20 protein-coding genes and 1 pseudogene are annotated in these 21,362 nt (G+C 50.2%); 2 read left to right on the top strand and 19 right to left on the bottom strand.

The features are described from left to right. The 10 genes and pseudogenes from H8S11_RS03125 to H8S11_RS03080 all read right to left on the bottom strand — a co-directional run. A pseudogene (locus H8S11_RS03125) lies at positions 1-229 on the bottom strand (fumarylacetoacetate hydrolase family protein); the annotation flags it as partial. A 50-nt stretch (positions 230-279) separates the two neighbouring features. Further along, complete coding sequence (locus tag H8S11_RS03120) at positions 280-1,104, bottom strand: aldo/keto reductase (protein ID WP_186852139.1); 825 nt, start codon at positions 1,102-1,104, stop codon at positions 280-282. Between the two features lie 485 nt (positions 1,105-1,589). After that, positions 1,590-2,612, bottom strand: coding sequence for a sugar kinase (locus tag H8S11_RS03115; protein ID WP_186852138.1), 1,023 nt, complete (start codon positions 2,610-2,612; stop codon positions 1,590-1,592). 12 nt (positions 2,613-2,624) lie between these two features. After that, positions 2,625-3,260: a dihydroxyacetone kinase family protein gene (locus H8S11_RS03110; RefSeq protein WP_186852137.1), complete on the bottom strand. Its 636-nt coding sequence runs from the start codon at positions 3,258-3,260 to the stop codon at positions 2,625-2,627. Positions 3,261-3,272: 12 nt separating this feature from the next. Beyond that, positions 3,273-4,265 (bottom strand): dihydroxyacetone kinase subunit DhaK, encoded by a 993-nt coding sequence (locus tag H8S11_RS03105; protein ID WP_186852136.1) that lies wholly within the window; start codon positions 4,263-4,265, stop codon positions 3,273-3,275. A 14-nt stretch (positions 4,266-4,279) separates the two neighbouring features. Next, positions 4,280-5,242 carry a bifunctional 4-hydroxy-2-oxoglutarate aldolase/2-dehydro-3-deoxy-phosphogluconate aldolase gene (locus tag H8S11_RS03100; protein ID WP_147571175.1) on the bottom strand — a complete coding sequence of 321 codons (963 nt, stop codon included), beginning with the start codon at positions 5,240-5,242 and terminating at the stop codon, positions 4,280-4,282. A 78-nt stretch (positions 5,243-5,320) separates the two neighbouring features. Next, on the bottom strand, positions 5,321-6,850 hold the full coding sequence (locus tag H8S11_RS03095) for a tripartite tricarboxylate transporter permease (RefSeq protein WP_147571176.1): 1,530 nt from the start codon (positions 6,848-6,850) through the stop codon (positions 5,321-5,323). Between the two features lie 32 nt (positions 6,851-6,882). Further along, complete coding sequence (locus H8S11_RS03090; RefSeq protein ID WP_147571177.1) at positions 6,883-7,347, bottom strand: tripartite tricarboxylate transporter TctB family protein; 465 nt, start codon at positions 7,345-7,347, stop codon at positions 6,883-6,885. 80 nt (positions 7,348-7,427) lie between these two features. Continuing rightward, on the bottom strand, positions 7,428-8,456 hold the full coding sequence (locus H8S11_RS03085; RefSeq protein WP_147571178.1) for a tripartite tricarboxylate transporter substrate binding protein: 1,029 nt from the start codon (positions 8,454-8,456) through the stop codon (positions 7,428-7,430). Between the two features lie 65 nt (positions 8,457-8,521). Beyond that, complete coding sequence (locus tag H8S11_RS03080) at positions 8,522-9,406, bottom strand: dihydrodipicolinate synthase family protein (RefSeq protein WP_186852135.1); 885 nt, start codon at positions 9,404-9,406, stop codon at positions 8,522-8,524. Positions 9,407-9,695: 289 nt separating this feature from the next. On the opposite strand from H8S11_RS03080, the gene H8S11_RS03075 reads away from it, so the two are divergent. Both H8S11_RS03075 and H8S11_RS03070 read left to right on the top strand, forming a co-directional pair. Then, positions 9,696-10,526 (top strand): IclR family transcriptional regulator, encoded by an 831-nt coding sequence (locus tag H8S11_RS03075; RefSeq protein WP_186852134.1) that lies wholly within the window; start codon positions 9,696-9,698, stop codon positions 10,524-10,526. A 57-nt stretch (positions 10,527-10,583) separates the two neighbouring features. After that, positions 10,584-11,480 (top strand): ribokinase, encoded by an 897-nt coding sequence (locus H8S11_RS03070; protein WP_186852133.1) that lies wholly within the window; start codon positions 10,584-10,586, stop codon positions 11,478-11,480. A gap of 816 nt (positions 11,481-12,296) precedes the next feature. Here H8S11_RS03070 and H8S11_RS03065 read toward each other — a convergent pair. From H8S11_RS03065 to H8S11_RS03025, 9 genes are all read right to left on the bottom strand, one after another. Continuing rightward, positions 12,297-13,079: an HpcH/HpaI aldolase family protein gene (locus tag H8S11_RS03065; protein WP_186852132.1), complete on the bottom strand. Its 783-nt coding sequence runs from the start codon at positions 13,077-13,079 to the stop codon at positions 12,297-12,299. Between the two features lie 14 nt (positions 13,080-13,093). After that, positions 13,094-14,194, bottom strand: a complete 1,101-nt coding sequence (locus tag H8S11_RS03060; RefSeq protein ID WP_186852131.1) for a lactonase family protein — start codon at positions 14,192-14,194, stop codon at positions 13,094-13,096. 19 nt (positions 14,195-14,213) lie between these two features. Next, positions 14,214-15,746 (bottom strand): tripartite tricarboxylate transporter permease, encoded by a 1,533-nt coding sequence (locus H8S11_RS03055; RefSeq protein WP_186852130.1) that lies wholly within the window; start codon positions 15,744-15,746, stop codon positions 14,214-14,216. A gap of 14 nt (positions 15,747-15,760) precedes the next feature. Continuing rightward, on the bottom strand, positions 15,761-16,222 hold the full coding sequence (locus H8S11_RS14160; protein WP_366460586.1) for a tripartite tricarboxylate transporter TctB family protein: 462 nt from the start codon (positions 16,220-16,222) through the stop codon (positions 15,761-15,763). A 146-nt stretch (positions 16,223-16,368) separates the two neighbouring features. Beyond that, positions 16,369-17,421, bottom strand: coding sequence for a tripartite tricarboxylate transporter substrate binding protein (locus H8S11_RS03045; protein WP_186852128.1), 1,053 nt, complete (start codon positions 17,419-17,421; stop codon positions 16,369-16,371). A gap of 46 nt (positions 17,422-17,467) precedes the next feature. Further along, positions 17,468-18,607: an amidohydrolase family protein gene (locus H8S11_RS03040; protein ID WP_186852127.1), complete on the bottom strand. Its 1,140-nt coding sequence runs from the start codon at positions 18,605-18,607 to the stop codon at positions 17,468-17,470. Positions 18,608-18,678: 71 nt separating this feature from the next. Then, on the bottom strand, positions 18,679-19,368 hold the full coding sequence (locus H8S11_RS03035; RefSeq protein WP_186852126.1) for an RraA family protein: 690 nt from the start codon (positions 19,366-19,368) through the stop codon (positions 18,679-18,681). Between the two features lie 30 nt (positions 19,369-19,398). Next, positions 19,399-20,154, bottom strand: a complete 756-nt coding sequence (locus tag H8S11_RS03030) for an MBL fold metallo-hydrolase (protein ID WP_186852125.1) — start codon at positions 20,152-20,154, stop codon at positions 19,399-19,401. Beyond that, the gene (locus H8S11_RS03025; RefSeq protein WP_279287531.1) at positions 20,151-20,936 is read right to left on the bottom strand and encodes an MBL fold metallo-hydrolase; all 786 of its coding nucleotides are present in this window, start codon (positions 20,934-20,936) and stop codon (positions 20,151-20,153) included. Before H8S11_RS03025 ends, H8S11_RS03030 begins: the two co-directional genes overlap by 4 nt. Positions 20,937-21,362: the final 426 nt, after the last annotated feature.

Raw genomic sequence — 21,362 nt, 5'->3', positions numbered from 1 at the left:
CCACCTGGTCAGCGGGGACAAGGCCGGGGATGGACTCCAGCTCCTCCTTACCGCCGGCGTTATACCAGGCGGTCAGGCCGGGGATCTGCTGCTCCTGGATCAGGGACAGCATATCGGTCTTCCACGCGGTGCCCTTGGCCGCGTTCAGGGCGCGGATGGGAAGAATGCCGTTCTTGGCTACGATGCCGGCCATCTCCGTATCGTTCCACTTGATAGTTGCCAGTCTCATATTTCACTCATTCCTTTTCTATAAAAATTGAATTGATCGATGCTCGTTGATCAGCCGTTGTAAGTCAACGGATCGTTTCCCCGTCGGCCGCCGCACTCTAAGGAGTTAATGAGCTGTGTTTCCTCTGGCGTTAGGGAGAAATCGAACACATCAAAGTTCTCTCGGATGCGGTCGTAGTGGCTGGATTTGGGGATGGGGATCTGCTGGCGTTCCAAGTGCCACCGCAGCACTACCTGATTGGCCGTTTTCCCGTATTTTTCCCCAATGGACAATATGCGGGGATCCCCCATAAAGGCCCCACGCTTGATGGGACTGTAAGCCACCAGGGCGATACCCCGATCCAGACAGAACTGGCGCAGCTCCCGCTGCTGAAAGGCGGGGTGTAACTCGATCTCGTTGATAGGGGGATAAGCCCCAAAGACTTCCTTTATTCGTTCCAACTGATCTGCCTGAAAGTTGGACACGGCCACCGATCGGATCAATCCCTGGTCTTTCAACCTGAGAAGCTGCTCATAGGCGGACAGACGTCGCTTCTCCTCCGTTCCAGGCCAATGGAGCAGGCAGCAATCCAGATAATCCACGCCCAGATCCCTGAGGGACTGTTGGGCCGAGTTGGCGGCCACCTCATAGTCCTTAGGCCAAACCTTGGAGAGTATGTAGACCTTCTTCCGGTCTAACCCCGCCAATCTGAGTCCTTCGCCCACGTCTTTCTCATTGGCATACATAGCGGCGGAGTCGATATAGCGATAGCCGCACTCCAGCGCCCAGGCAACAGCCTGGGATATCTCATGTCCATAGGAGGCATAACATCCAAACCCATACCGCGGAATCTCGGTTCCATCCAGCAATGGCATCATTCCAGGCTTTGTTTCCATGACTTCACCTCCATCGAATTCAGTTTGCCCACCTTGTTTTTTATTTTATCACGATTTTTTTAAAAGTAAAATACTCTGTTACATAACTTGGTATAAGAATTACCATATAAGTTACATCATTAATGTCATCTATGTTCCTCTCTATGTGGTATGTGGATCAGTAAGACCTTTTAAATCTCTCATCGAGTTTTACAACACACAGAGGCCGCATCGCACATTGAAAAACCGAACGCCCTGTCAGATGGAAGATACGTTCATGAGCGACAAATAAAGAGAGCAGCTTGCTGACATAACGGGGGTTCAAATCTCGCCATTTAGACGTTTTGCGTTTTCATTTTACTCGGTTTATATGATTGGTGAGAGTGGCACTCCGCATAAGAATGCCAGAACCCCTTGCCGCAAGAGGTTCTGGCATAAAACACCCCCAACTGATCGAAACCATGACAAGCATTTGTTCAGATCGGATGGGGGTGTTCATTCGCAGTTTACCGTTGTACACGGCCGGAGCCGTCTCCGCCCACCAGGCGCTCGACCTCGTCAGCGGTGGACAGGTTGAAGTCCAGCTCAATGGTCTGCTTGAGACAGGATGCGGCGGCGGCATATTCAATAGTCTCCTGGGGGCCGTAGTCGTTCATGATTCCGTAGAGCAGACCAGCGGTGAAGGAATCTCCGCCCCCCACCCGGTCTACTAGGTGGATCATGTACTGCTTGGAGAAGTAGGGCTTACCGTTTGTATACAGCATTGCGCTCCACTCATTGTCCGAGGCACTGATGCTGCGCCGCAGGGTGACGGCTACCATCTTGGTTCCGTAGGTCTGGCAGATCTGCTCCGCCACATCTATGTAGCCCTCCCGGTTGAGCTTGCCCTGGGTCACATCAGTATCACGGGCCTTAATGCCCAACACCTTCTCTGCATCCTCCTCGTTGGCCACCAGCACGTCGATGTAGGGCATCAGCTGGACCATGCACGCATTGGCCTCAGCCTCAGTCCACAGATTTTTGCGGTAATTCAGGTCACAGCTGACGGTCAGTCCCATCTCCTTGGCCTTTCTGCACGCCTTGATACACACCGAGGGGATGGTTTTACTCAAGGCGGGGGTGATGCCCGTCATGTGGAAATGGGTGGCCCCGGCAAAAATATCTTCCCAGTCAAAATCCTCATAGGCGCAGGTGGCGATAGAGGTATATTTGCGGTCATAGACAATCTTGGAGGGGCGTTGGGATGCCCCCTTCTCCGCATAAAACACACCCATCCGCTCCCCGCCGTAGGCGATATGGCTGGTCCCCACATTGAACTTGCGCAGCTCCGCCACACCGCAGGCGGCAATATCGTTGTCAGGCAGCCGAGTCACGAATTCCGTGTCCATCCCCATCATCGCCAGGGAGACGCACACGTTGGCCTCCGCACCAGTATAATTAATCTGGAAGTGGTCAGCCTGGATAAAGCGCAGATACCCCTCTGGATTGAGACGGAGCAGATAATCTCCGAAGCCTACCATTTTCTTCATTGTGATCTCTCCTTATTTCTGGATACCGTTATACAGGCCCTGAACGAGCAGCATCCCGGCAGTGGCGCCCTGGTCCTCAGTTCCCAGGGCCTTGGCCGCAAAGACGGCGGCCTTGCCGTATTTGGGCGTCATCTCTTTGGTGGACTCCAGGCCCCGCTTTGCCCCCTCCAGGGCCGCAGCGGCGGTGTCCTCCAATCCGCTTCCAGATGTGGCCGCCTGCTCCGCCGCATCGGCAGCCGGGAAGATGGCGTCCAGCACAGTGCGCTCTCCGGGGACACACTTGCCCCGCTTGGCAATTCCATCCGCGAAGCCACGCAGGAATGCCGCAAAGGCGGAGGCGTCCACCTCTTCCTTCCCTATCAGGCGCTTACCGCCCTCCATCCATCCGGAGGACATCAGTGTACCCATGGTAGAAGGAACTACGCTGGACATCTTCATGCCGGCCTTAGACAAGCGCTTGCCCATGTCTGCTTCCTCCAAGCCAGCATAAATCTCCGGCAGGGCACAGTAGCCTTTCTTCATGGTCAGGCCCAGGTCCCCGTCGCCCATGCGGGCGTCCATCTCGCACAGGTGGTCTGCCTGCTCGGTCATTATCTGAGCTACCGCCTCCATAACAGCGGTCCAATCCTTCGCTTGAATGACTTTCATGGTCGACGCTCCTTACTTCTGGCAGTAGAAGGGGGTGCTGACGGGCATATCCAGCATGGCCTTAGTCTCTCTGTCCACCTTCATGATGGAGATAGACGCCCCCATCATCTCCATGGAAGTAGCGAACTCGCCCACAAAGGTGCGGTAGATGGAGATGCCTTTGTCCTCCAACTGCTGGGAAACGCTGTTGGACAGAATGTACAGCTCCTCAATAGAGGTGGCGCCCAGGCCGTTGATGAGCAGGGCGACCTCATCGCCGGAGGCAAGGGGCATATCCTTCAGCAGGGTGTCCAGAGATTCAGCGGCCAGCTCGTCGGCCGTCTTGATGGGGCCGTTCCACACGCCGGGCTCTCCGTGGATACCCATGCCCATGGCCATCTCGTTCTCGCCCAGGGTGAAGTTGGAGTGACCCACCTCAGGAATGACACAGGGGGTCAGGGCAAAGCCCACAGTACGGGTGTTGTCCTTGGCCTTCTGGGCCGCAGCCAGCACCTCGTCCAGAGTGCCCATCTGGGCGGCCTTGGCGCCGGCGCACTTGTACATAAAGAAGATGCCGGCCACACCCCGGCGGGCGACCGGATCGGCGTTGGAGTTGACGTCGTCCGCGCCCACAATGGAAGCAGTCTTGATATCCTCCAGGTCGCACATCTCGGCAGCCATGTCAAAATTCATGATATCACCGGTATAGTTGCCATAGAGGTACAGGATGCCGCCGCCGTTATTGACCTCTTTGCTGATCTCAAAAATCTGCTCGGCGCTAGGTGACTGGAACACGCTGCCCACAGCGCAGCCGTCCAACAGGTTCTCCCCCACATAGCCCAGGAACAGGGGCAGGTGGCCAGTGCCGCCACCAGTGATGATGGAAACCTTACCGGGAACCTTTTTCTTTGTGCAGTAGCAGCGCAGATCGTTATTGACATATCCCACCTGGTCGCTGTGGGCACGGTAGATACCCTTGAGCATATCGTCGGTGTACTGGGCGGGATCGTTGATGATCTTTTTCATGGAACAGACCTCCTTCAAGCTTTTTTTACAATGTGGACGGCAAAGCCGCCGACTTCTTCCTCCAGGTAGACCGCCACCAGGTTGCCCTTGGCGTCCACGTTCTTAAACTCCTCCCGCGTAGGGATACCCTTGGCCTTGAAATAAGCCAAGGCCCGATCGGGGGAATAGGTAAAGATGCCGATGTGTCCGAACTTGCCCGGGAACTGCTGGTTGCAGCACTCCACATAGGTACCGGCGAAGTTGGAGCGGCCGCCCTCCTTGACCTGGAAGCCGAAGCGCTCGGCGAACCAACGCGCGGTGGCCAGCCCCTCCTCCTTGCTATCCCCGTTGATGCCGATGTGGGCCAGGGAGAAGCCCAGGGATTTCTCCACTGACTTCTGGCACAGGGCGGTGATTCCTTCCCAGTCCTGGGCTTCCACCATGGCGGCGGGAGCCATGAAGCTGCCACCCACCGCGGCGATCTTGTCGCTGGAGAGATACTCCTCCATGTTACTCAGGTTGATGCCGGCGGTGGGAATGAACTGGATGCTGCCGTAAGGGCCGCACAACTGCTTAATGGTGGCCATGCCGTTCATGGGCTCGGAGGGGAAGAACTTAAAGGTGGTCAGACCCATCTCCAGCCCCGCTTCAATCTCAGTTGGGGTGATGCAGCCCGGAACTACAGGCATCTCCAGCTCCAGGCAGCGGGCTACCACCTTGGGATTGAAGCCTGGTGTGACAACGAAGTCCGCTCCGGCCTCCTTGGCCTGGTCCACCTGCTCGCAGCGCAGGATAGTACCGGCGCCAGCCAGCATCTGGGAGTCAGTTGACTTGATGGCCCGCAGACAGTCCATAGCCTTTTCCGCCCGCATGGTGACCTCGATGAGAGGCAGTCCGCCGCGGCGCAGGGCGGCGGCGACTTGGGGCGCGGTGTCCGGGTCCTTCAGGCCCAGAACGGGAACGACCCCGTGCTCCTTGATGATTTTTATTGCATCCATATGAAGAAAATTCCTTTCCAATGGCCGTGATGAGCTGCCGCGGGCAGCTCATCACGGACCACATACATTCGATTTAACTCAGCCAGCCTTCTGAGCGCTAGCCTCCTTGCGCTTGCGCAGGACAGCCTTCAAAACGGGCCAGCACAAGGTGAGGATGATGGCGATGAAAAGCACACAGGACACCGGACGGGTCACAAAGGTGGCCCAGCTGCCGTGGCTCATGACCAGGGCGCGGCGCATATTGGACTCCAGCATGGAACCCAGCAGCAAGCCGAGAACGAAGGGGCCATTGGGGAATTTGAATACCTTCAGGAAGAAGCCCAGAACGGCGGCGGCAAACATAATAGCCACATCAAAGAAGGTGTTGTTCAGGGCGAAAGACCCCACCACGCACAGGATACACACGGCGGTCCAGACGGTGGGCTGGGAGACATTGAGCACCTTGGCCGAGATCTTAGCAGTAGCCAGGCCGAAGATGAGGAATACCACGTTGGCCAGCAGCATCATCAGCATGATCTGGGCGGTAAAGGAGGCGTTCTCAGTAAACATCTTGATGCCGGGCTGCATTCCGTACATGGTCAAAGAACCAATCAGGATGGCGGTCACCGCATCGCCTGGAATACCCAGGGTCATCATGGTGGTCATGGCGCCGCCGATGACGGCATTGTTGGCGGTGGAGCTGACGGCCAAGCCCTCCAGCGAGCCCTTGCCGTACTCCTCGGGGTGCTTACTCATTTTCTTGGCGTTGCCCCAGGAGATAATGGAGGCGATGTCGCCGCCCGCCGCGGGGATGGCGCCAATAATGGTGCCCTCAACTGCCGCAATCAGGGTAGGAACTGCAAGCTCCTTAGCCTGCTTGGCTGTGGGCAGGACGCGGCCAAGGGCCAAGTTGACTTTCCGAGCCTCCAACTCCTTCTCCTGGTCGGCCTTGCGGAAGGTGTAAATCTGATAGAACACCTCACCGATGCCGAACATACCAATCATGACTGGGATGAAGGAGATACCGCCCAGCAGAGCAGTCTGGCCGAAGGTGAACCGTTTGATGGACAGGATGGGGTCCAGGCCTACACAGGAAAGCAGAATGCCGGCCATACCCAGGATCAGCCCCTTGAGCACGCTGCCCTCTGAGACAGCCACCATCATCGACAGGCCAAACAGGGCCAGCATACAGTATTCGGGCGCATTAAAGGAAATGGTAAAGTTGGCAATGGGGGTAGAAAACAGAATGAGGCAAAAGGTGGAGAAAATGCCTCCAATGAAGGAGTAAATGACGTTGATGCCCAGCGCCAGACCACCTTTACCCTGACGGTAGAGGGAATAGCCGTCAAAGGACTGGGTAATGGACGCAGGGGTGCCGGGGGTGTTGACCAGAATTGCGGAAATACCGCCGGCAAAGATGGCAGCGTTCCACAGGCCCATCAGCATGGCGAAGCCGTCCGCCGGCTCAAACCAGAAGGTGATGGGCGTCATGATGGCAATACCCATGGTGGCAGACAGGCCGGGCAGAGCACCGATGACCGTTCCAATACAAACGCCGATACACAAAAACAGGATAACAGAGGGCTGCAGGCACAGCTGTAGTGCGCCGAGCCAAACTTCAGCAGACATTCGGGTTCATCTCCTTTTACTGCTCTACTGCCTTATCGGTTGAACTGGATGGAGAAGCCGACAACAAAGGCCAGGTAGATAAACGCGGTAAAGACCACGGTATAAATGATGTTGTACTTCAGCTTTCGGCCGAAAATGGCGTTCAGGGCAAAGCACAAAATGGGCACACAGACAATAAACCGCTTTGTGGTCTGCCACAGGATGAAAAAGATTACAATGGACACAGCAGTCAGGCCCAGGCGCTTGAGGTTAAACTTGATTTCGGGGTCGACTTGGAAATACTGCACGGATCCTTTTTGCAGGATTCCGCGCACAAACAAGATGGTACCTAGAATGCCCACAGCAAAGCCCAGCAGCACTGGGAAGAAGCCCGCACCGGGCACACCGTCGGAGGACTGGGCGTTGACTCGCATGGTATCCTCCAAAAGCGTATAAATCGCCACCGAGTATCCAAAAATGGCGGTAATCAGGCCGGGAATTGTATCGCCCTTATGCATGGGAACCCTCCTTTTTTTATCAGCGAGGAAAAGCCGCGCTCACGCCCGAAGGCCTGAGCGCGGCTTGCAACAGTTATAGGTTAGGCAATGCCCAGTTCAGGAATCAGTTCGCTGTAGTAGGCCAGCTCCTCCGCGGCCTTAGCGTCCATGTCGGCGCCGTTCAGATAGGCATGCTCATAGCCGCGGTCGGCCAGAGTCTGCTTAACGGAGTCGGAGTTGATAGCGACCTCGGAAGCTTCCTCCAGGATGTCCACGATAGCCTGAGGGGTGTCCTTGGGAACAGCGAAGCCGCCCCAGCCTTGGATGGTAATGTCGTAGCCCATCTCCTGCGCTGTCTCAACCTCAGGCACTACGGAGGAACGACTCTCGCCCAGGATACACAACACCTTGAAGTCACCGGAGTCCACGTTGTTCTTTACCTCAGAGGGGCTGACGGTAACAGCCTGGATATTCTTGCCCAACAGAGCGGCCACAGCGGGAGCCGCGCCGTCGAAGGGCACATGGGTAAACTCTACGCCGCACTCCTTCTCAATGGAAGCGGCAGCAATATGCCAGATGGAACCAGTGCCGGAGTTGCCGACCTGGACCTCACCAGGATGCTCTTTGGCATAAGCCAGGAAGTCCTCAAAGGTATCCCAGGGAGCGTCAGCACGGACAGTGACGGCGGCAGGGATAGTCATAGCACGGCCCACAAACTTGAAGTCGTTGGTAGACAGGTCAGTGAAGCCCAAGGCGCTAAGCATGGTGGACTCAACGGGCATATAGGCCATGGTATAGCCGTCGGGATCGGCGTTGCGGACCTGCTCCAGGCCGATGGCGCCAGAAGCTCCCTCAACATTGGAGACGATGACGCTGGTGTCAAGGGACTGCTCGAGCTCAGAGGCGTAAATACGGGCCACGGTGTCAGAGGCGCCGCCAGCAGCGTAGGGAACGATCAGAGAAATCTGCTTTCCGTTGGGGAAATTGACCTCTTCCTGCTGGCTGGTGTTTCCAGAGTTGGAAGCGCTGCCGGAATTGCTGCTCTGAGAGGTCTGGCTGCCGTTGTTACCACAGGCGGCCAGTGACAGGGCCATCGCCGCTGCCAAGGCAAGTGAAAGAATCTTTTTCATTTTTCTGCTCCTTTTCTAGATCATAGTTATTTCACACGCTTACGCAGTGGAATACAAGGTAAGAATTAAATGTAGGGAGCAACTTGCTGCTTCAGCTGGGCAACCTGCTCGTCGGTCAGGTCCAGCAGGGGCTTGCGCATATGTCCTCCTGTCACACCGCGGAAGGTAAGGATGTTTTTAAAGATGGACATGTCTCCGCCAAACTGCATCAGCTTGACCAACTCGGTAGCGGCCACCTGCGCCTTGCGGGCTCCCTCCAGATCGCCGCTCTGGAATGCCTTGTAGACCGCTACAAAGGCTTCGGGGAATGGGCCGGAGCAGCCGGAGACAACACCGTCGCAGCCGCACACCAGGGCAGGCAGGAACAGGTCGTCCGCGCCGGGCACCACAGAGAAGTTTCCATTTCGCACTTGCAGATATTCGTTGATGCGACGCATATCGGCGAAGCTGTACTTGACGCCCACCACATTCTTGCAGGCAGCCGCAATCTGCTCCATCGTGGCAGCGCTGATGTCGTTATGCGCCAGCTGGGGAATGACGTACACATATACCGGGAAGTCATCAGGCAGGGCGGCGCACACGGTCTTGTAGTACTCCACCATGGCCCGATCGTTTACCGTAAAGTAGCTGGGGGTAACGACGCCCACGCCGTCGGCACCAATTTTGTGGGCGTGCTGGGCCAGGCGAATGGTCTCGTCCACCGTCATTGCACCCACGTGGATGAACACTGTAACTCGTCCCGCAGCCTTTTTCACAACGGTCTCGGCCACCAGTTCTCGCTCCTCCGCGGACATGAGGTACATCTCCCCCGTCGTTCCGCAGGGATACAGACACTGAATGCCCTTTTCAATCAGGTATTCTGTCTGCTCCTCCAGCGCCGCCGTATCTACCTTCCCGTCTGCGGTAAAGGGGGTAGTCATGGCGGTGATGACACCATATAGTTTCTTCAAGTTTCTCTCCTCCCAACAATAGGATAAAATGCTTTTGTGTTCAGTATTACTGAATGATTATTCAGTTATTTCACACTTTATTTGGATTTTAGCACGGCTAGTTATCATTGTCAATATAGTTTTATTATTTTTGGAATATTTGTTCTCTTTTTCACTTTCCATTTGACAAATACGTCAATGGAGGTTAGGATAATATACGATAGCAGATGTAAATGCCTCTGCATCTGTATTTTATTTGGACCAATCGCGGGCATTTTTCTTCAATATGGATTGCAAAGGATGTTGCACCATGATTCTTTTAAAAGGGGATTCCGCTGAGATGGAATCCGCCTCTACTGTCAGCAGTAGAGTCACGTCTACCGCCAAAGCGCTGCGGATTCTAGACTGTTTTTCTCCTGCCAGGACTGAACTGACATTGGCCCAGATCAGTCGGCTGCTATCCATGCCCAAAAGCACACTGCTCAACCAGATTCGCACGCTGGAGGAAGCCGGCTATCTGCTGCGTATCCGGGACGGCCAGGCCTACCGCCTTGGGTACAAGGTCATGCAGCTCAGCTACTGCGCCCAGGCAGGCAGTCCTGTGGCCCAGTATGCCATCCCTGTGATGGAGGACCTGCAGTCCGCCACCGGAGACATCATCTACCTTACCTCCCATATTGACGGCAAGGTGTTCTATATGGAGTGCGTCTATCCCAGCCGGCGCTCCATCTCATACTCCGTCTCCGGCAAAACACTCCCCATGCACTGTACCGGCTGCGGGAAGGCCATGCTCAGTCAAATGCCCACCGAACAGGTGGAAGCCATCATTCGCAAGCATGGCCTGCCTCCCATCACACAGAACACCATCACCGACCACGACCAACTGATGGAGGCACTTGCCACATACCGCCGTAAGGGATATGCACTGGATAATGAGGAGGAAACCATGGGTGTAAAGTGCGTAGCCATGGCCATCCGCACCGGACGTGGAGACGTGGCGGGTGCCATCAGTATTTCCGGCCCCGCCATCTCTATCACACCCGAAGTAGTAGATCAATACTCCGACCTACTGGCCAGGGCCTGCAACACACTGACCCAGTGCGCCCACCTATTTCCCGCCATTCAGTTGGCCTCCAACTGAATGGCCGGATGTGGTCTGGTCGATCTGTACCTTTGAATTCTGAAAGGATGGTCGCTTATGTCTCGTATCCTCAGTTACGGCTCCCTAAATCTGGATTATGTCTATCATGTCCCCCACTTCGTTGCTCCAGGAGAGACCCTCGCCTCCTGCAGCCGGGATGTCAACTGCGGCGGGAAAGGACTTAACCAGTCAATCGCATCTGCCCGGGCAGGGGCCACCGTCTGTCACGCTGGAAAAATTGGGCCGGATGGACAGCTTTTGGCCGACACACTGGCTTCCAGCGGTGTCGACACCTCCCTCATCTCACTCAGCAGCGGCCCCAGCGGCCACACTATTATCCAAGTGGATTCCCAGGGACAAAATTGTATCCTGCTATATGGCGGCAGCAATCAGAAGATCACACACCAGGAGGTTGACCTAGCTCTGGAAGGCTTTGGTCCCGGTGACTACCTGATTGTGCAAAACGAAATCAACTGCCTGGATTACATCATGGAACAGGGCGCCAAAAAGGGCCTGTCCATCGTATTCAACCCCTCCCCCATTGACGAACATATCTCCACCCTCCCCCTGCATCTTGTCTCGCTTCTGGTTTTCAACGAAATTGAGGGGGCCGCCCTAGCCGGCACCAGCGAGGAGGGGCAGATTCTGGATATACTGCGCAGCCGCTGGCCCTCCTGCCAGCTGCTGCTCACGCTAGGGAGCCATGGATGCATATATGATGACGGCACACAGCGAATCACCCAAGGCGTTTACCGCACCAAGGCTGTAGACACCACAGCTGCCGGAGATACCTTCACGGGGTACTTTGTAGCCTGTTTAGCTGCCGGTATGGATGCGCCGTCCTGTCTGAACCTCGCCTCCCGTGCCGCCGCCATTGCTGTCTCCCGTCCAGGTGCCGCTCCCTCTATCCCTACAATGGATGAGGTGCGCGGCTCCACCCTCTCTCTGGCATGATACCGCAGACTTTATCTGATTCTCATCTGTTTGAAAAACGCAGGCAAAACGCCTGCGTTTTTTCCTGCCCCGCCCTTGTGTACTGCCTCATTTTGTGCCAGAAAACTTGTTATGGAAATATTCTGTAGACTCCCGCTTTGCTTCGATGTGTCTCCATTCATCAAATCATAGCTATATAAAAGTTTCATCGCTTTCTGACTTTATACAGTATGCTTTGCTTTGATTCATAAGGTGTTCAATTATGTCTTGGGAACGACGCAGTCCAGAAGCCAAGCTTATTTTTCATAGTGACAGAGGTTCTCAATATACATAAGAAGCCTGAACCCTTTGATACAACAAGGATTCTAGGTAAAAATTGACCCTACCTAATCCGAACAATGACAACAAATCGTTCAGATTGGGTAGGGTCATTCATTTTGGCAGGGGGTAACAATGCTGAACCCCCGGCAAAATCGCTTTCGCTGCAATGAATCCAGCCTCTGTACCTGTCACTGCTCTATGCTCTTTGGCCTATGGCATAACCTCCACGTATTTCTCTATCAGGTTTTTCAGGCAGTGGCCCGTGCTACTTAAATCAGTAGATACGATGATTTCCCACAAGAGACTGCATAATCTGTTTTACAATTGCTTTCAGTATGTACGTCAGATTTTAAATTAATTTGTTTTAAAATATTTTTATTAGTGCTTACTTGTATGTCAAATCTTCCCAGTGAGGCCGAAATAAAGTTTGGGTTGAAAATCACCAAAAATATTAATCCATCTTGCATTGTCTCAAAGATATTATTTTGACGGGTTAACGGTTGTTACATCTGTATTTTACTCAGTTAGTTCTTTTTCAGCCTTACTCATCTTATTTAGCTGATTTTTGATTGCCTTCAAACACAAATCTTCATCCCGCCCAATGGAAAAGCAGTGGACGCCTTTTTCTTTTAGCTCTTGAAGCCTTTTAGGGTCTGAGACAGATAACGTAAGAATTTTTCCGTGCTGTTTTGCCTTTTCGACAATGTAGTTTTCTGCTGCGATTACATCAGGGTGGTCCTTTTGACCGGGTACGCTAAGTGCCTGAGACAAATCAGCTTTTCCAGAGGCCACCATATCGATTCCGTCCAGAGAGAGAATTTCGTCGATATGTTCCAACCCTTCTCGACTTTCGATTTGAACTACTAAATTAAGACGATCATTTCCTATTCGCATATATTCTTCTCTGGAATAAGGTCCAAAGCGCACATTTCGAGTACCTCCATTCATTCCTCGTTTCCCAAATGGAGGGAATTTTACTGCATCAATCGCAGCCAAAGCCATCTTGCGGCTGTTTACATCAGGCAAAACAATGGCTGCTGGTTCTAAAGCCAAAATTGCAGAAATATTGTGCAGGTCTGGTACTCTAATCTGAGCAGGTAATCCTAGATGTCGTGCTGCGTTGAAAAAAGTCTGGAGAGTATTGTAATCATATAGTACATGCTCACAATCGATACGAATAAAATGATAACCCGCACAATAAGCCATATCGATTATATATGGGTCGCTCATTCCAACTACTAAGCCGAAGCTAGTTTCGGCTCTGCGGGCACGGGCACGAATATCTTGTATCTCCATCATGATTTCCTTCCTTATTAGCCTAATGTGCTTTGCTTGTGGCAGGGTACGCTTCCGGAAAAAAGAATCCACACAGGAACCGGAGTTTCAATCACGTTCCCTGTTTGTGTCAGACATCCGGTTAACAGATCAATCTCAAACTCTACGATTGTATCCGACATCTGGTTACATGCATACAGATATTTTTCGCCAGGCTCAATGGTAAAAAAGCGAGGCTTAACACCTTTAGTGGATGCCCACTGTATCGGCGAGAGTCGACCATCCTCTTGGTTGACAGAGAATACGCCGATACTATTCATTCCGCGATTGGAAACATATAAATTTTTTCCTCGGTTACCAACCATGATTTCCGAAGAAGTATTTTTGATTTCCACGTAGTCGTCAGGAATGGAAGGGACAATTTGAAAGGGAGCGAGTGTACCATTTTCCGGATTATAATGACAGGCAACCACTGTACTGGTATACTCGGTATTCACATAAGCAAAATGCCCGTTTGGGTGAAAAGAAATGTGTCGTGGGCATGACGCAGGGCGAAATGGAAGATGTTGAATTTCTTCAAAGTGCTTGGTTTCAAAGTTGATACGGTAGCTGTGAACCAAATCCAGGCCTTTGTCCGCAATCAGGATGTATCGGCCATCTGGACTAAATGGTACATGATGTGGGCGGGAATGAGGTTGAATTTTTTCATTCAGAGGTCCTTTTTGGCCGGGTAATGTAAAACCACCGAACTCTTTTTTCAGTTTTCCATCTTCTCCAATGGGTAAACAGGCTACCAGGCCACTTTTATCGGCGCTGATTAAGCAGTCTCCACTAGGACTAACCGACATAACCATTACGTTTTCGCCCGGTGTTTTTTCACTGTTTAGGTAGGTTAGAAGACCAGTTTGTTTATCTCTCTGATAGGCAGAGCAGTTTCCGCTGTTTGTGTTGACACAGTAAAGATAATCCATGTTTCGTCCGAAGGCCAAAACAGCGGGGTTCAATCCTTCGGCAATCTGCACTTGAATCCAGGTGCCATTTTCTTCGATGCGAAAGACGTAAATTCCTTTCCCGTGAGCATTACGATTATTCTTGTAATTTTCTGTCGTATATGTACCGACATAGGCATAGACAGGCATTATATACACTCTTTTCTACTTATTTGGAATGATTCTGAATTGCTTTTTTTAGGACAGGGCCGAGCAAACATACCACGATAAGAACCGCCAGGATAATACAGACGGGACGACCGAGGTAGTAACCTAAAACATCTCCTCTGGCCATAGTAATGGAACGACGCAATCCCTTTTCCGTAATAGTTCCTAATACAAGCCCTAGGGTTAGCGCGGAACTATTGAATTTGGAAACTCGACAGAAGTAGCCCACCAGGCCGAAGATCGCAGCGATGATAAGATCGTTGATAGAGTTGGAAATAGAATAGCCACCTATTGCCACCAGCACTACAATCATAGTGTTAAGTACGGCAGGTGGAATATCTACAATATGACGAAGAAGGCGGATAAACACTTTGCCGATAAAGAACATGCCAATGTTAGCAAGCAAAAAACCAAAAATGATGGGATAGGTAATATCTGCTTCCTCAGTAAACAACTTATACCCAGGCTGCAGGCCATGGATCATCAATGCGCCTAAAAGGATGGCTGCTACTGGACTACCCGGAATACCCAAGGTCATCAATGGGATCATACTGCCCCCAGTCACAGCATTATTAGCGGCCTCCGGGCCAGCAATGCCTTCAATACAACCTTTCCCAAATTCTTCTTTGTGTTTGGAAATCCGCTTGGCCTCATTATAGCCCATAAATGCGCCGATACTGGCACCAGCACCGGGAAGGATGCCAACAAATAAACCAACAATAGAGGTATAAAGAATCGTAGGAATCAGACTAATCTTTTCTTTTAGAGTTAAATCTTCCCCTTTCAAGTTAATCATATCCTGCTTTTTTTCTTGATTTTTTCCAGATTTTTGGGCATTCAATGCATCACGAACAAGAACAAAAACTTGTGAGATAGAAAATAGCCCCAGCAATACGATGGTAGCGTTCAGCCCAGTGCGCAGATGCTTAACGCCAAAGGTGTAGCGATAAGCGGATTCCAGTGGAAATTGCCCCACGCAACTCATGCACAAACCAAAAAGGCCGGCGATACAGCCTTTTAGTAAAGAATCGGAAGCAAGGCTAGCGATTAAGCTGATTCCAAATAACCCAAGGAGAAAGTATTCTGCGGAGTCGAAAGTGAGGGAAACCTCAGCTAGTATAGGAGAAATCAACAACAAGGCAATAGCAGAGATAATACCACCGATAGTAGAAGCATAGGTGCTGGTACTTAGCGCCTTAAGTGGTAGCCCTTTTTGTGTTAAAACATAGCCATCAGTTAGAGTGGCCACCGCAGAGGTAGTACCAGGGGTATGCAGGAGAATGGCAGTATAACTGCCACCCATAATACCAGCCGTGTATATGCCCATGAGCATAGTTAGAGCTGGAATCGGAGACATACTATATGTGATTGGCATCAAAAGCGCGATGCCCGCTGCAGGATTCAAGCCGGGCAACGCTCCAATAATCAGGCCGCCTACAATGCCAACCAACAGAGCAATCACCATTTCCACAGAAAATAGAGCATTAAGAAAAGCTGGAATAGAGTCTAGAATGTAGGAATACGTATTGAACATTGTGTATCACCCCACTAAAATAGAAGCCCAGCAGGTAGACGTAGATGGAGTTCAAAAACGAACACAAACCAGGCCAGAATTTCAAATCCAACAGTAATGACCAACATAGGTATTAGCTTTCTGAAATTTTGAAAATACATGAACACTATCATGAATATAAAGGTTGAAACAAAAAAACCGATGAACGAGATACAAAGAGCATATATAATAATCATTAGGAAAGTAAGAATGGGGCCCTTCAATTCTCGCCAGGAAATTTGGAAAGTGGTATTTGTTTCACTTTTCTTGTTCATGGAGATAGTCTCTTTTATCCCGCGGATCAGGACAGGGATACACAAGATTATCATGCCTCCCGCGCACATCAAGGGGAAGTAGGTGGTTTCTGGGGCAAGATCTCTGCTGCTTAAGAAGAATAGCAGACCTACCAAAATGAAAAATACGCTTGTTAGCAGGTCCTCGTGGACATGTTTCTTCATATGATCCTGAGTGCGGTACGGAATGTATATAATGTACCGCCACGTACTCCCTTCTTTATAAAGATTTGACCGAGACGGATCTCCATTTAGGCGTATCCGCCTCGGTCGGCGTTAATAACAAGCTTCTTTTTAAGAAGTTCGATTCATTATGCCCAGCCGAGCAAGGGGGCGATCTCCTTGAGTTGCGCCTCTTCTTCCACCATCATCTTGGTGTACTCATCCGTGGGCTTAACATTCAAAGTAAAACCGAGACTCTTCAAAGTTTTTTGGAATTCAGGATCCTCTGTGGCATTAACAATATAATCAGCCAGGGCGTTGATAATCTCTTTATCACATTCAGGGTTCATAACAACCCCCAAACTTACGCCATTTACCACATCGATACCCTGCTCTTTAGCAGTAGGTGCATCGGGGAAGAATTCGCTGCGCTCTTCGTCAAACACGGCCAAGATCTTTAGATTACCGTCGTTGTAAACAGAGAGGGCCTCCGGGGTATTGCTCATCAGCACATCCACATGACCCCCCAGAAAAGAAGCCATGTTCTCCGAAGCAGAGGAAGCATTCAGGTGAATCAACTGCTCATTGGTCAATCCGGTCTCATTCTGTAGCTTATATAGCGCGATGTCATCGGCCCCCTTATTGGATTTCACTGCCACCAGTAAGCTCTCATCAGGATTGGATTTGCACCAGTCAATAAAGTCGTTCAGGTCATTAACATCTGCAAAACGCTCATCATCAGGGCGCACACCAATCAGGTTTGGATAAGTCACAATGTTACACACTAAGGCCAGATCACGCCAAGAGGGATCATCCTCATTCGCAGGATCCAGATCACGTTTGAAAGCGTTAGGGGTGGGAATGTTGGAAACTGTCAGACCATCGGGCTCGGCGGCCAACATATTTTCCAGTGCGGTATTCCAAAGATTGTTAACTGGCACGATAGTCTTCCCCATTGCAGGTTCCAGTTCAGTAATCAGGGCACGCATCAGGGTATCAGGACCACTGCCGGCATTACCGGCCAATTCCCAGTTGATGTCACCGGCCGGATAAGTGAACTCACTGGGCTGACTTGCCGAGAAAGATGACTGGGAAGATTGTCCAGAGGCGGAGGATTGAGATGTTTTGGAGCTGCTATCAGAGCAAGCAGCCATGCTGAGCACCATTGTACCGGTCAGGATTAGAGAAAACAATTTTTTCATACTTGTGACTCCTTTTCTTATTTGTTTTTATATCGAATATGCATTATTACATCATTTCCGCAGCGCGGTACACAAGTTTACCATCTAGGATAGTAGCTCTAACCGACAAAACCTGCTCTCCTGGTTGCTCGTTTCCAAAACAATCTTGGTAAATAACTGGCCGATTTTGAATCTTAATAATCGCTGCATCCGCACAGGTACCAGGTGCCATTGTTCCCCATTTACCTGCCTGTCCAAGTATTCGGGCAGGGTTGCAGGTGACCTTTTCAATGACCCGGTCCAAAGACATCCCCATGGCTAAGAATTTCCCCATGACAACTGGAAGACTCACCATAGGCGTTTTGTTCCAGTTGGCTTGGCTGGCATCGGTACTAATAGTGTCTGGTTCCAAGCCAAGATTTAACGCTGTACGGGCCACTGGGAAAGAAAAGTTCAATCGCCCGTGTGCTACATCGTAGATTACCCCCCTTTCTCTGGCCTGTAACAGGCCTTCAGATAGATGGCCGTTTTCGATGCAGGTCATTCCAACACCTTGAAAAATATGGCAAAGAATGCTACCTGGGTCTAATAGTTCAGCCAGTTCCCCCATCGGGACGGGTGGGTCTGTAGGATGAACAACTAAAGGCATTGAAAAGCGCCGCGCCAGCTCGATTGCTGCTTTCAAAGGTTTCAGGCCTAATTCACCAACTACCTTTTTACTGGTTCTAACTTTAAGTCCAAGAATCCTTCCGCGTCCATCTTCAAAGGCCTTTTGAAATAATTCGTCCTCCCATTTAGAAGGGTCAAGGGGCTCTGGGAAGTGTTTGGACATGATTTGCCCACCAGCACTGACATTGATAAAAAAACGAGTTTTTACCATCCATGCATCCGTTTGGTGGAGTAGTGCGCGATAATTTGAAACGCCTATGCTTCCTGCATCAGCTACGGCAGTCACACCGTTAGGCAGGCAGAACGTGTCGCCTGGCAATCCATTTGCACTACCTAAATAGTTGATGTGGGCATGCAGGTCAATCAATCCCGGTGTCACAATATGATCTTGGGCAGGTAGAATTTGTCCGGCCTCTACTGGTTCGCCCATGGGGATTTCCAGGAACTTTCCGTGCCGGATGGCAACGTCCCTTTGTTCGTGAATTCCACGCGCTGGGTCGATTACAGTGCCACCATGAATCAAAATATCTGCTTTCATCTTAGCTTGTCACCTCCTACTGCAGATAATCATTTGCCAAAAGATGGGGGAAGTTAGTTACGAGGCTCTTGTCACAAAACGGGAACGTTTTTTTCAGTTAATGTACGATCGATCCAATCCCTGTTGGAAGCAGATACAGCACCACTTTTATATTTTTTTCGTTTGTCCAACTCTTGTTCGTGCTTCTTGCGAGCTGCGCTTACAATATCGGCAGCATCATCAGGTCTCAACACAACAATGCCTTCTGTGTCTCCTATTACAATATCACCTGGCATGACCACAGTACCGCCGCAACTGATTGGGACGTTGATTTCACCTGGACCGTTGCGATGGCTGCCGAGAATAATACTGCCCAGAGAGAAAACTGGAATTCCGGCTTGCCGGATCCCTTCTGGATCGCGGGTCATACCATCTACGATAAAGCCAGTTACTCCTCGGGCAGCTGCATGACGGACCATCATTTCTCCTACGACGGAGCGTGTCTTGCACCCATGCGCATTCACTACAATTACATCGCCAGGCTGTGCCATATCAATGGCTTTATGGATCATTAAATTGTCACCCTCGGCGGTATTTACTGTGATTGCGGTGCCCAATAGAGGCAGATCTGTCAATGGGTGAAGTTCTTGACTCATACAGTACATTCTAGAGGTCTGGTCCGATATACAACAACTCGAAATGCCCCGGAACGCCTCCACTAGTTCATGGTCCGCACGATTTACATGTTGAAAAATTCGAAATCCAACTTTATTTTCTGTCATTACAGTGTTCCTCACTTTCCGCCGATGATACTATTCATCTAGAATCTGATAGGGAATATATCGAAAAGTACTGTTCATCTTCCCCTTTAACTGTACATTGGGAGAAAAAGCCCGCATCATTTCTTTAAACTCTTCAGGTGCGGTACTACCGGGGGGATAGTGTCCCGGAATTACCACGTCAACTCCTAGCCAACTAGCTGCCATAGCTGCCTCCCGAGGAGAGAGGACACAACCGAACCGGGGTTTCCATCGGTCAATGCTCAGGCAGGCAATATCCGGATGATATAATTCCCGCAGCAGTTTCATGTCACCGTAGAGGCTTGTGTCGCCTCCATGGTAATAAGTTACTCCGTTATCAAACTGGATGATGAAGCCAAGGGGCGGTGCAAAACTACGAATACCATTTCCAAATTCTGTTTTAGATATATGCTGGGCCAACACAGCGCGAATAGACACACCATCAAATCCCTTGCTGTCCCCATAAATCGTAGAATAAAGACGACTACTATCGACCATGTTTCTGCATTCCTGTTTTGCACGGTAAATAACATCATTTGCAGCTACTAAAGATGCCTTCCCGTTTATCAGTAACTCAGTGGTATCTCCATAATGGTCATTTGCGTTGTGCGTCACCGCAATCAGATCCACATCATAGAAATCATAAGCATGACGGACTTGGTGTGGATTTTTGGTGAAATAAGGATCTACTAGAATTTTAAAGCCTGCTTCGTTTTCCAGTAGTACAGTCATGCCGCCAAAGAACGTTACTTTTATTCCATTTATCATATATTTTCCGCTCCCTCTAATTCCTCTACCGTGCCCGGGTGGAAAAGGTAAGATTTTCCGATGCCGGGAAATACTTGGGCTCGAGGGTATATGTACTTAATATTTTGGAGAAATTCGTCTAGGTCGTCAGTGTCGGGCATGTAATGGGTTGGAATAATATAATCGGCACCAATCCAGGAACATGCTATCGCTGCTTCTCTTGCCGACATCTCACGAGATGCATGCGGCTTGATGTTTGATACGCCAATAGCCATAATGTTAGGATGATACAATTCATGCAGCAAGTTCAGGCCTTCGTGTAGTGCCGTATCACCAGGATGAAAATAAGTCACGCCGGGTTCTACTTCAATAACGAAGCTAGCCGGTAAACCATAAACTGGTACATCGTTGACTTTTCCGCGGGAGAGGTGAATTGCTTGGGCGCAATGTGTTTTTGTTACACCAAAGCAACGAGTATCTCCATAGGCGCTGGCATATACCCGACCATTTTCTGGATCATCTTTAGGAGAGGTCAGGGGAACTTGGCATTCTTTTTTGACAAAGTAGGCTACATCACTGGGAGCAACAAGTTTGGCATTACTGTGTTCCATGATTTCCACCACGTCTCCATAATGATCACCTGCATGATGAGTGACCAAAATTAGATCTACATCGTAAAAATCCTCGGGTGTTTTGTTCGTATCCTTGTTTTTGCGGAGATATGGATCTACCAATATCTTGTATCCGTCGCTGCGCTGGATCAGCATACACATACCACCTACATAGGTGAATTTCGTTGACATTATTGCCTGACCTCCTTTATATATAATAAGCTTCAAAAGTAGAGCATTATCTGTAGACTTAGTAAATACGGCACAATAAGGTTAGATAAAGCCTTGCCGATTTCAGTGGAATCTAATAGTAAAACTTTAGTCGTATTAGCAATGGTGTGTTTTGACTATTTTTACCAGCCTAATATGTTGATTAGGCTGGTTTCTTGTATTAACTATATCAATAATTTAATATAAATACAAATACCAAATTTTTAAGATTTTAATAAAAATACATTATATATAGAGTAGGTAACAAAAGTTAAAATGCCCTGTAAAAAATTTAAGCTTAGTAGTTTTGACTATTTTAATTTTTTAAAATAGATAATTTTGATTTTATATTGCAAATTATCCTATTCTAATTTATTATAAATTGTAGATATATTTGTTGAATCAGGA

Origin of the sequence: Flintibacter hominis (genome assembly GCF_014287965.1) — a bacterium.
Classification (GTDB): domain Bacteria; phylum Bacillota; class Clostridia; order Oscillospirales; family Oscillospiraceae; genus Lawsonibacter; species Lawsonibacter aceti.
The sequence above is the reverse complement of the archived record's forward strand: the minus strand, read 5'-3'. Positions and strand labels throughout refer to the sequence as shown.

Excerpts from the sequence above, each read along its gene's own strand:
- H8S11_RS03120 (WP_186852139.1), bottom strand. The coding sequence starts at position 1,104 with ATGGAAACAAAGCCTGGAATGATGCCATTGCTGGATGGAACCGAGATT.
- H8S11_RS03115 (WP_186852138.1), bottom strand. The coding sequence starts at position 2,612 with ATGAAGAAAATGGTAGGCTTCGGAGATTATCTGCTCCGTCTCAATCCA.
- H8S11_RS03110 (WP_186852137.1), bottom strand. The coding sequence starts at position 3,260 with ATGAAAGTCATTCAAGCGAAGGATTGGACCGCTGTTATGGAGGCGGTA.
- H8S11_RS03105 (WP_186852136.1), bottom strand. The coding sequence starts at position 4,265 with ATGAAAAAGATCATCAACGATCCCGCCCAGTACACCGACGATATGCTC.
- H8S11_RS03100 (WP_147571175.1), bottom strand. The coding sequence starts at position 5,242 with ATGGATGCAATAAAAATCATCAAGGAGCACGGGGTCGTTCCCGTTCTG.
- H8S11_RS03095 (WP_147571176.1), bottom strand. The coding sequence starts at position 6,850 with ATGTCTGCTGAAGTTTGGCTCGGCGCACTACAGCTGTGCCTGCAGCCC.
- H8S11_RS03090 (WP_147571177.1), bottom strand. The coding sequence starts at position 7,347 with ATGCATAAGGGCGATACAATTCCCGGCCTGATTACCGCCATTTTTGGA.
- H8S11_RS03085 (WP_147571178.1), bottom strand. The coding sequence starts at position 8,456 with ATGAAAAAGATTCTTTCACTTGCCTTGGCAGCGGCGATGGCCCTGTCA.
- H8S11_RS03075 (WP_186852134.1), top strand. The coding sequence starts at position 9,696 with ATGATTCTTTTAAAAGGGGATTCCGCTGAGATGGAATCCGCCTCTACT.
- H8S11_RS03070 (WP_186852133.1), top strand. The coding sequence starts at position 10,584 with ATGTCTCGTATCCTCAGTTACGGCTCCCTAAATCTGGATTATGTCTAT.
- H8S11_RS03065 (WP_186852132.1), bottom strand. The coding sequence starts at position 13,079 with ATGATGGAGATACAAGATATTCGTGCCCGTGCCCGCAGAGCCGAAACT.
- H8S11_RS03060 (WP_186852131.1), bottom strand. The coding sequence starts at position 14,194 with ATGCCTGTCTATGCCTATGTCGGTACATATACGACAGAAAATTACAAG.
- H8S11_RS03055 (WP_186852130.1), bottom strand. The coding sequence starts at position 15,746 with ATGTTCAATACGTATTCCTACATTCTAGACTCTATTCCAGCTTTTCTT.
- H8S11_RS14160 (WP_366460586.1), bottom strand. The coding sequence starts at position 16,222 with ATGAAGAAACATGTCCACGAGGACCTGCTAACAAGCGTATTTTTCATT.
- H8S11_RS03045 (WP_186852128.1), bottom strand. The coding sequence starts at position 17,421 with ATGAAAAAATTGTTTTCTCTAATCCTGACCGGTACAATGGTGCTCAGC.
- H8S11_RS03040 (WP_186852127.1), bottom strand. The coding sequence starts at position 18,607 with ATGAAAGCAGATATTTTGATTCATGGTGGCACTGTAATCGACCCAGCG.
- H8S11_RS03035 (WP_186852126.1), bottom strand. The coding sequence starts at position 19,368 with ATGACAGAAAATAAAGTTGGATTTCGAATTTTTCAACATGTAAATCGT.
- H8S11_RS03030 (WP_186852125.1), bottom strand. The coding sequence starts at position 20,154 with ATGATAAATGGAATAAAAGTAACGTTCTTTGGCGGCATGACTGTACTA.
- H8S11_RS03025 (WP_279287531.1), bottom strand. The coding sequence starts at position 20,936 with ATGTCAACGAAATTCACCTATGTAGGTGGTATGTGTATGCTGATCCAG.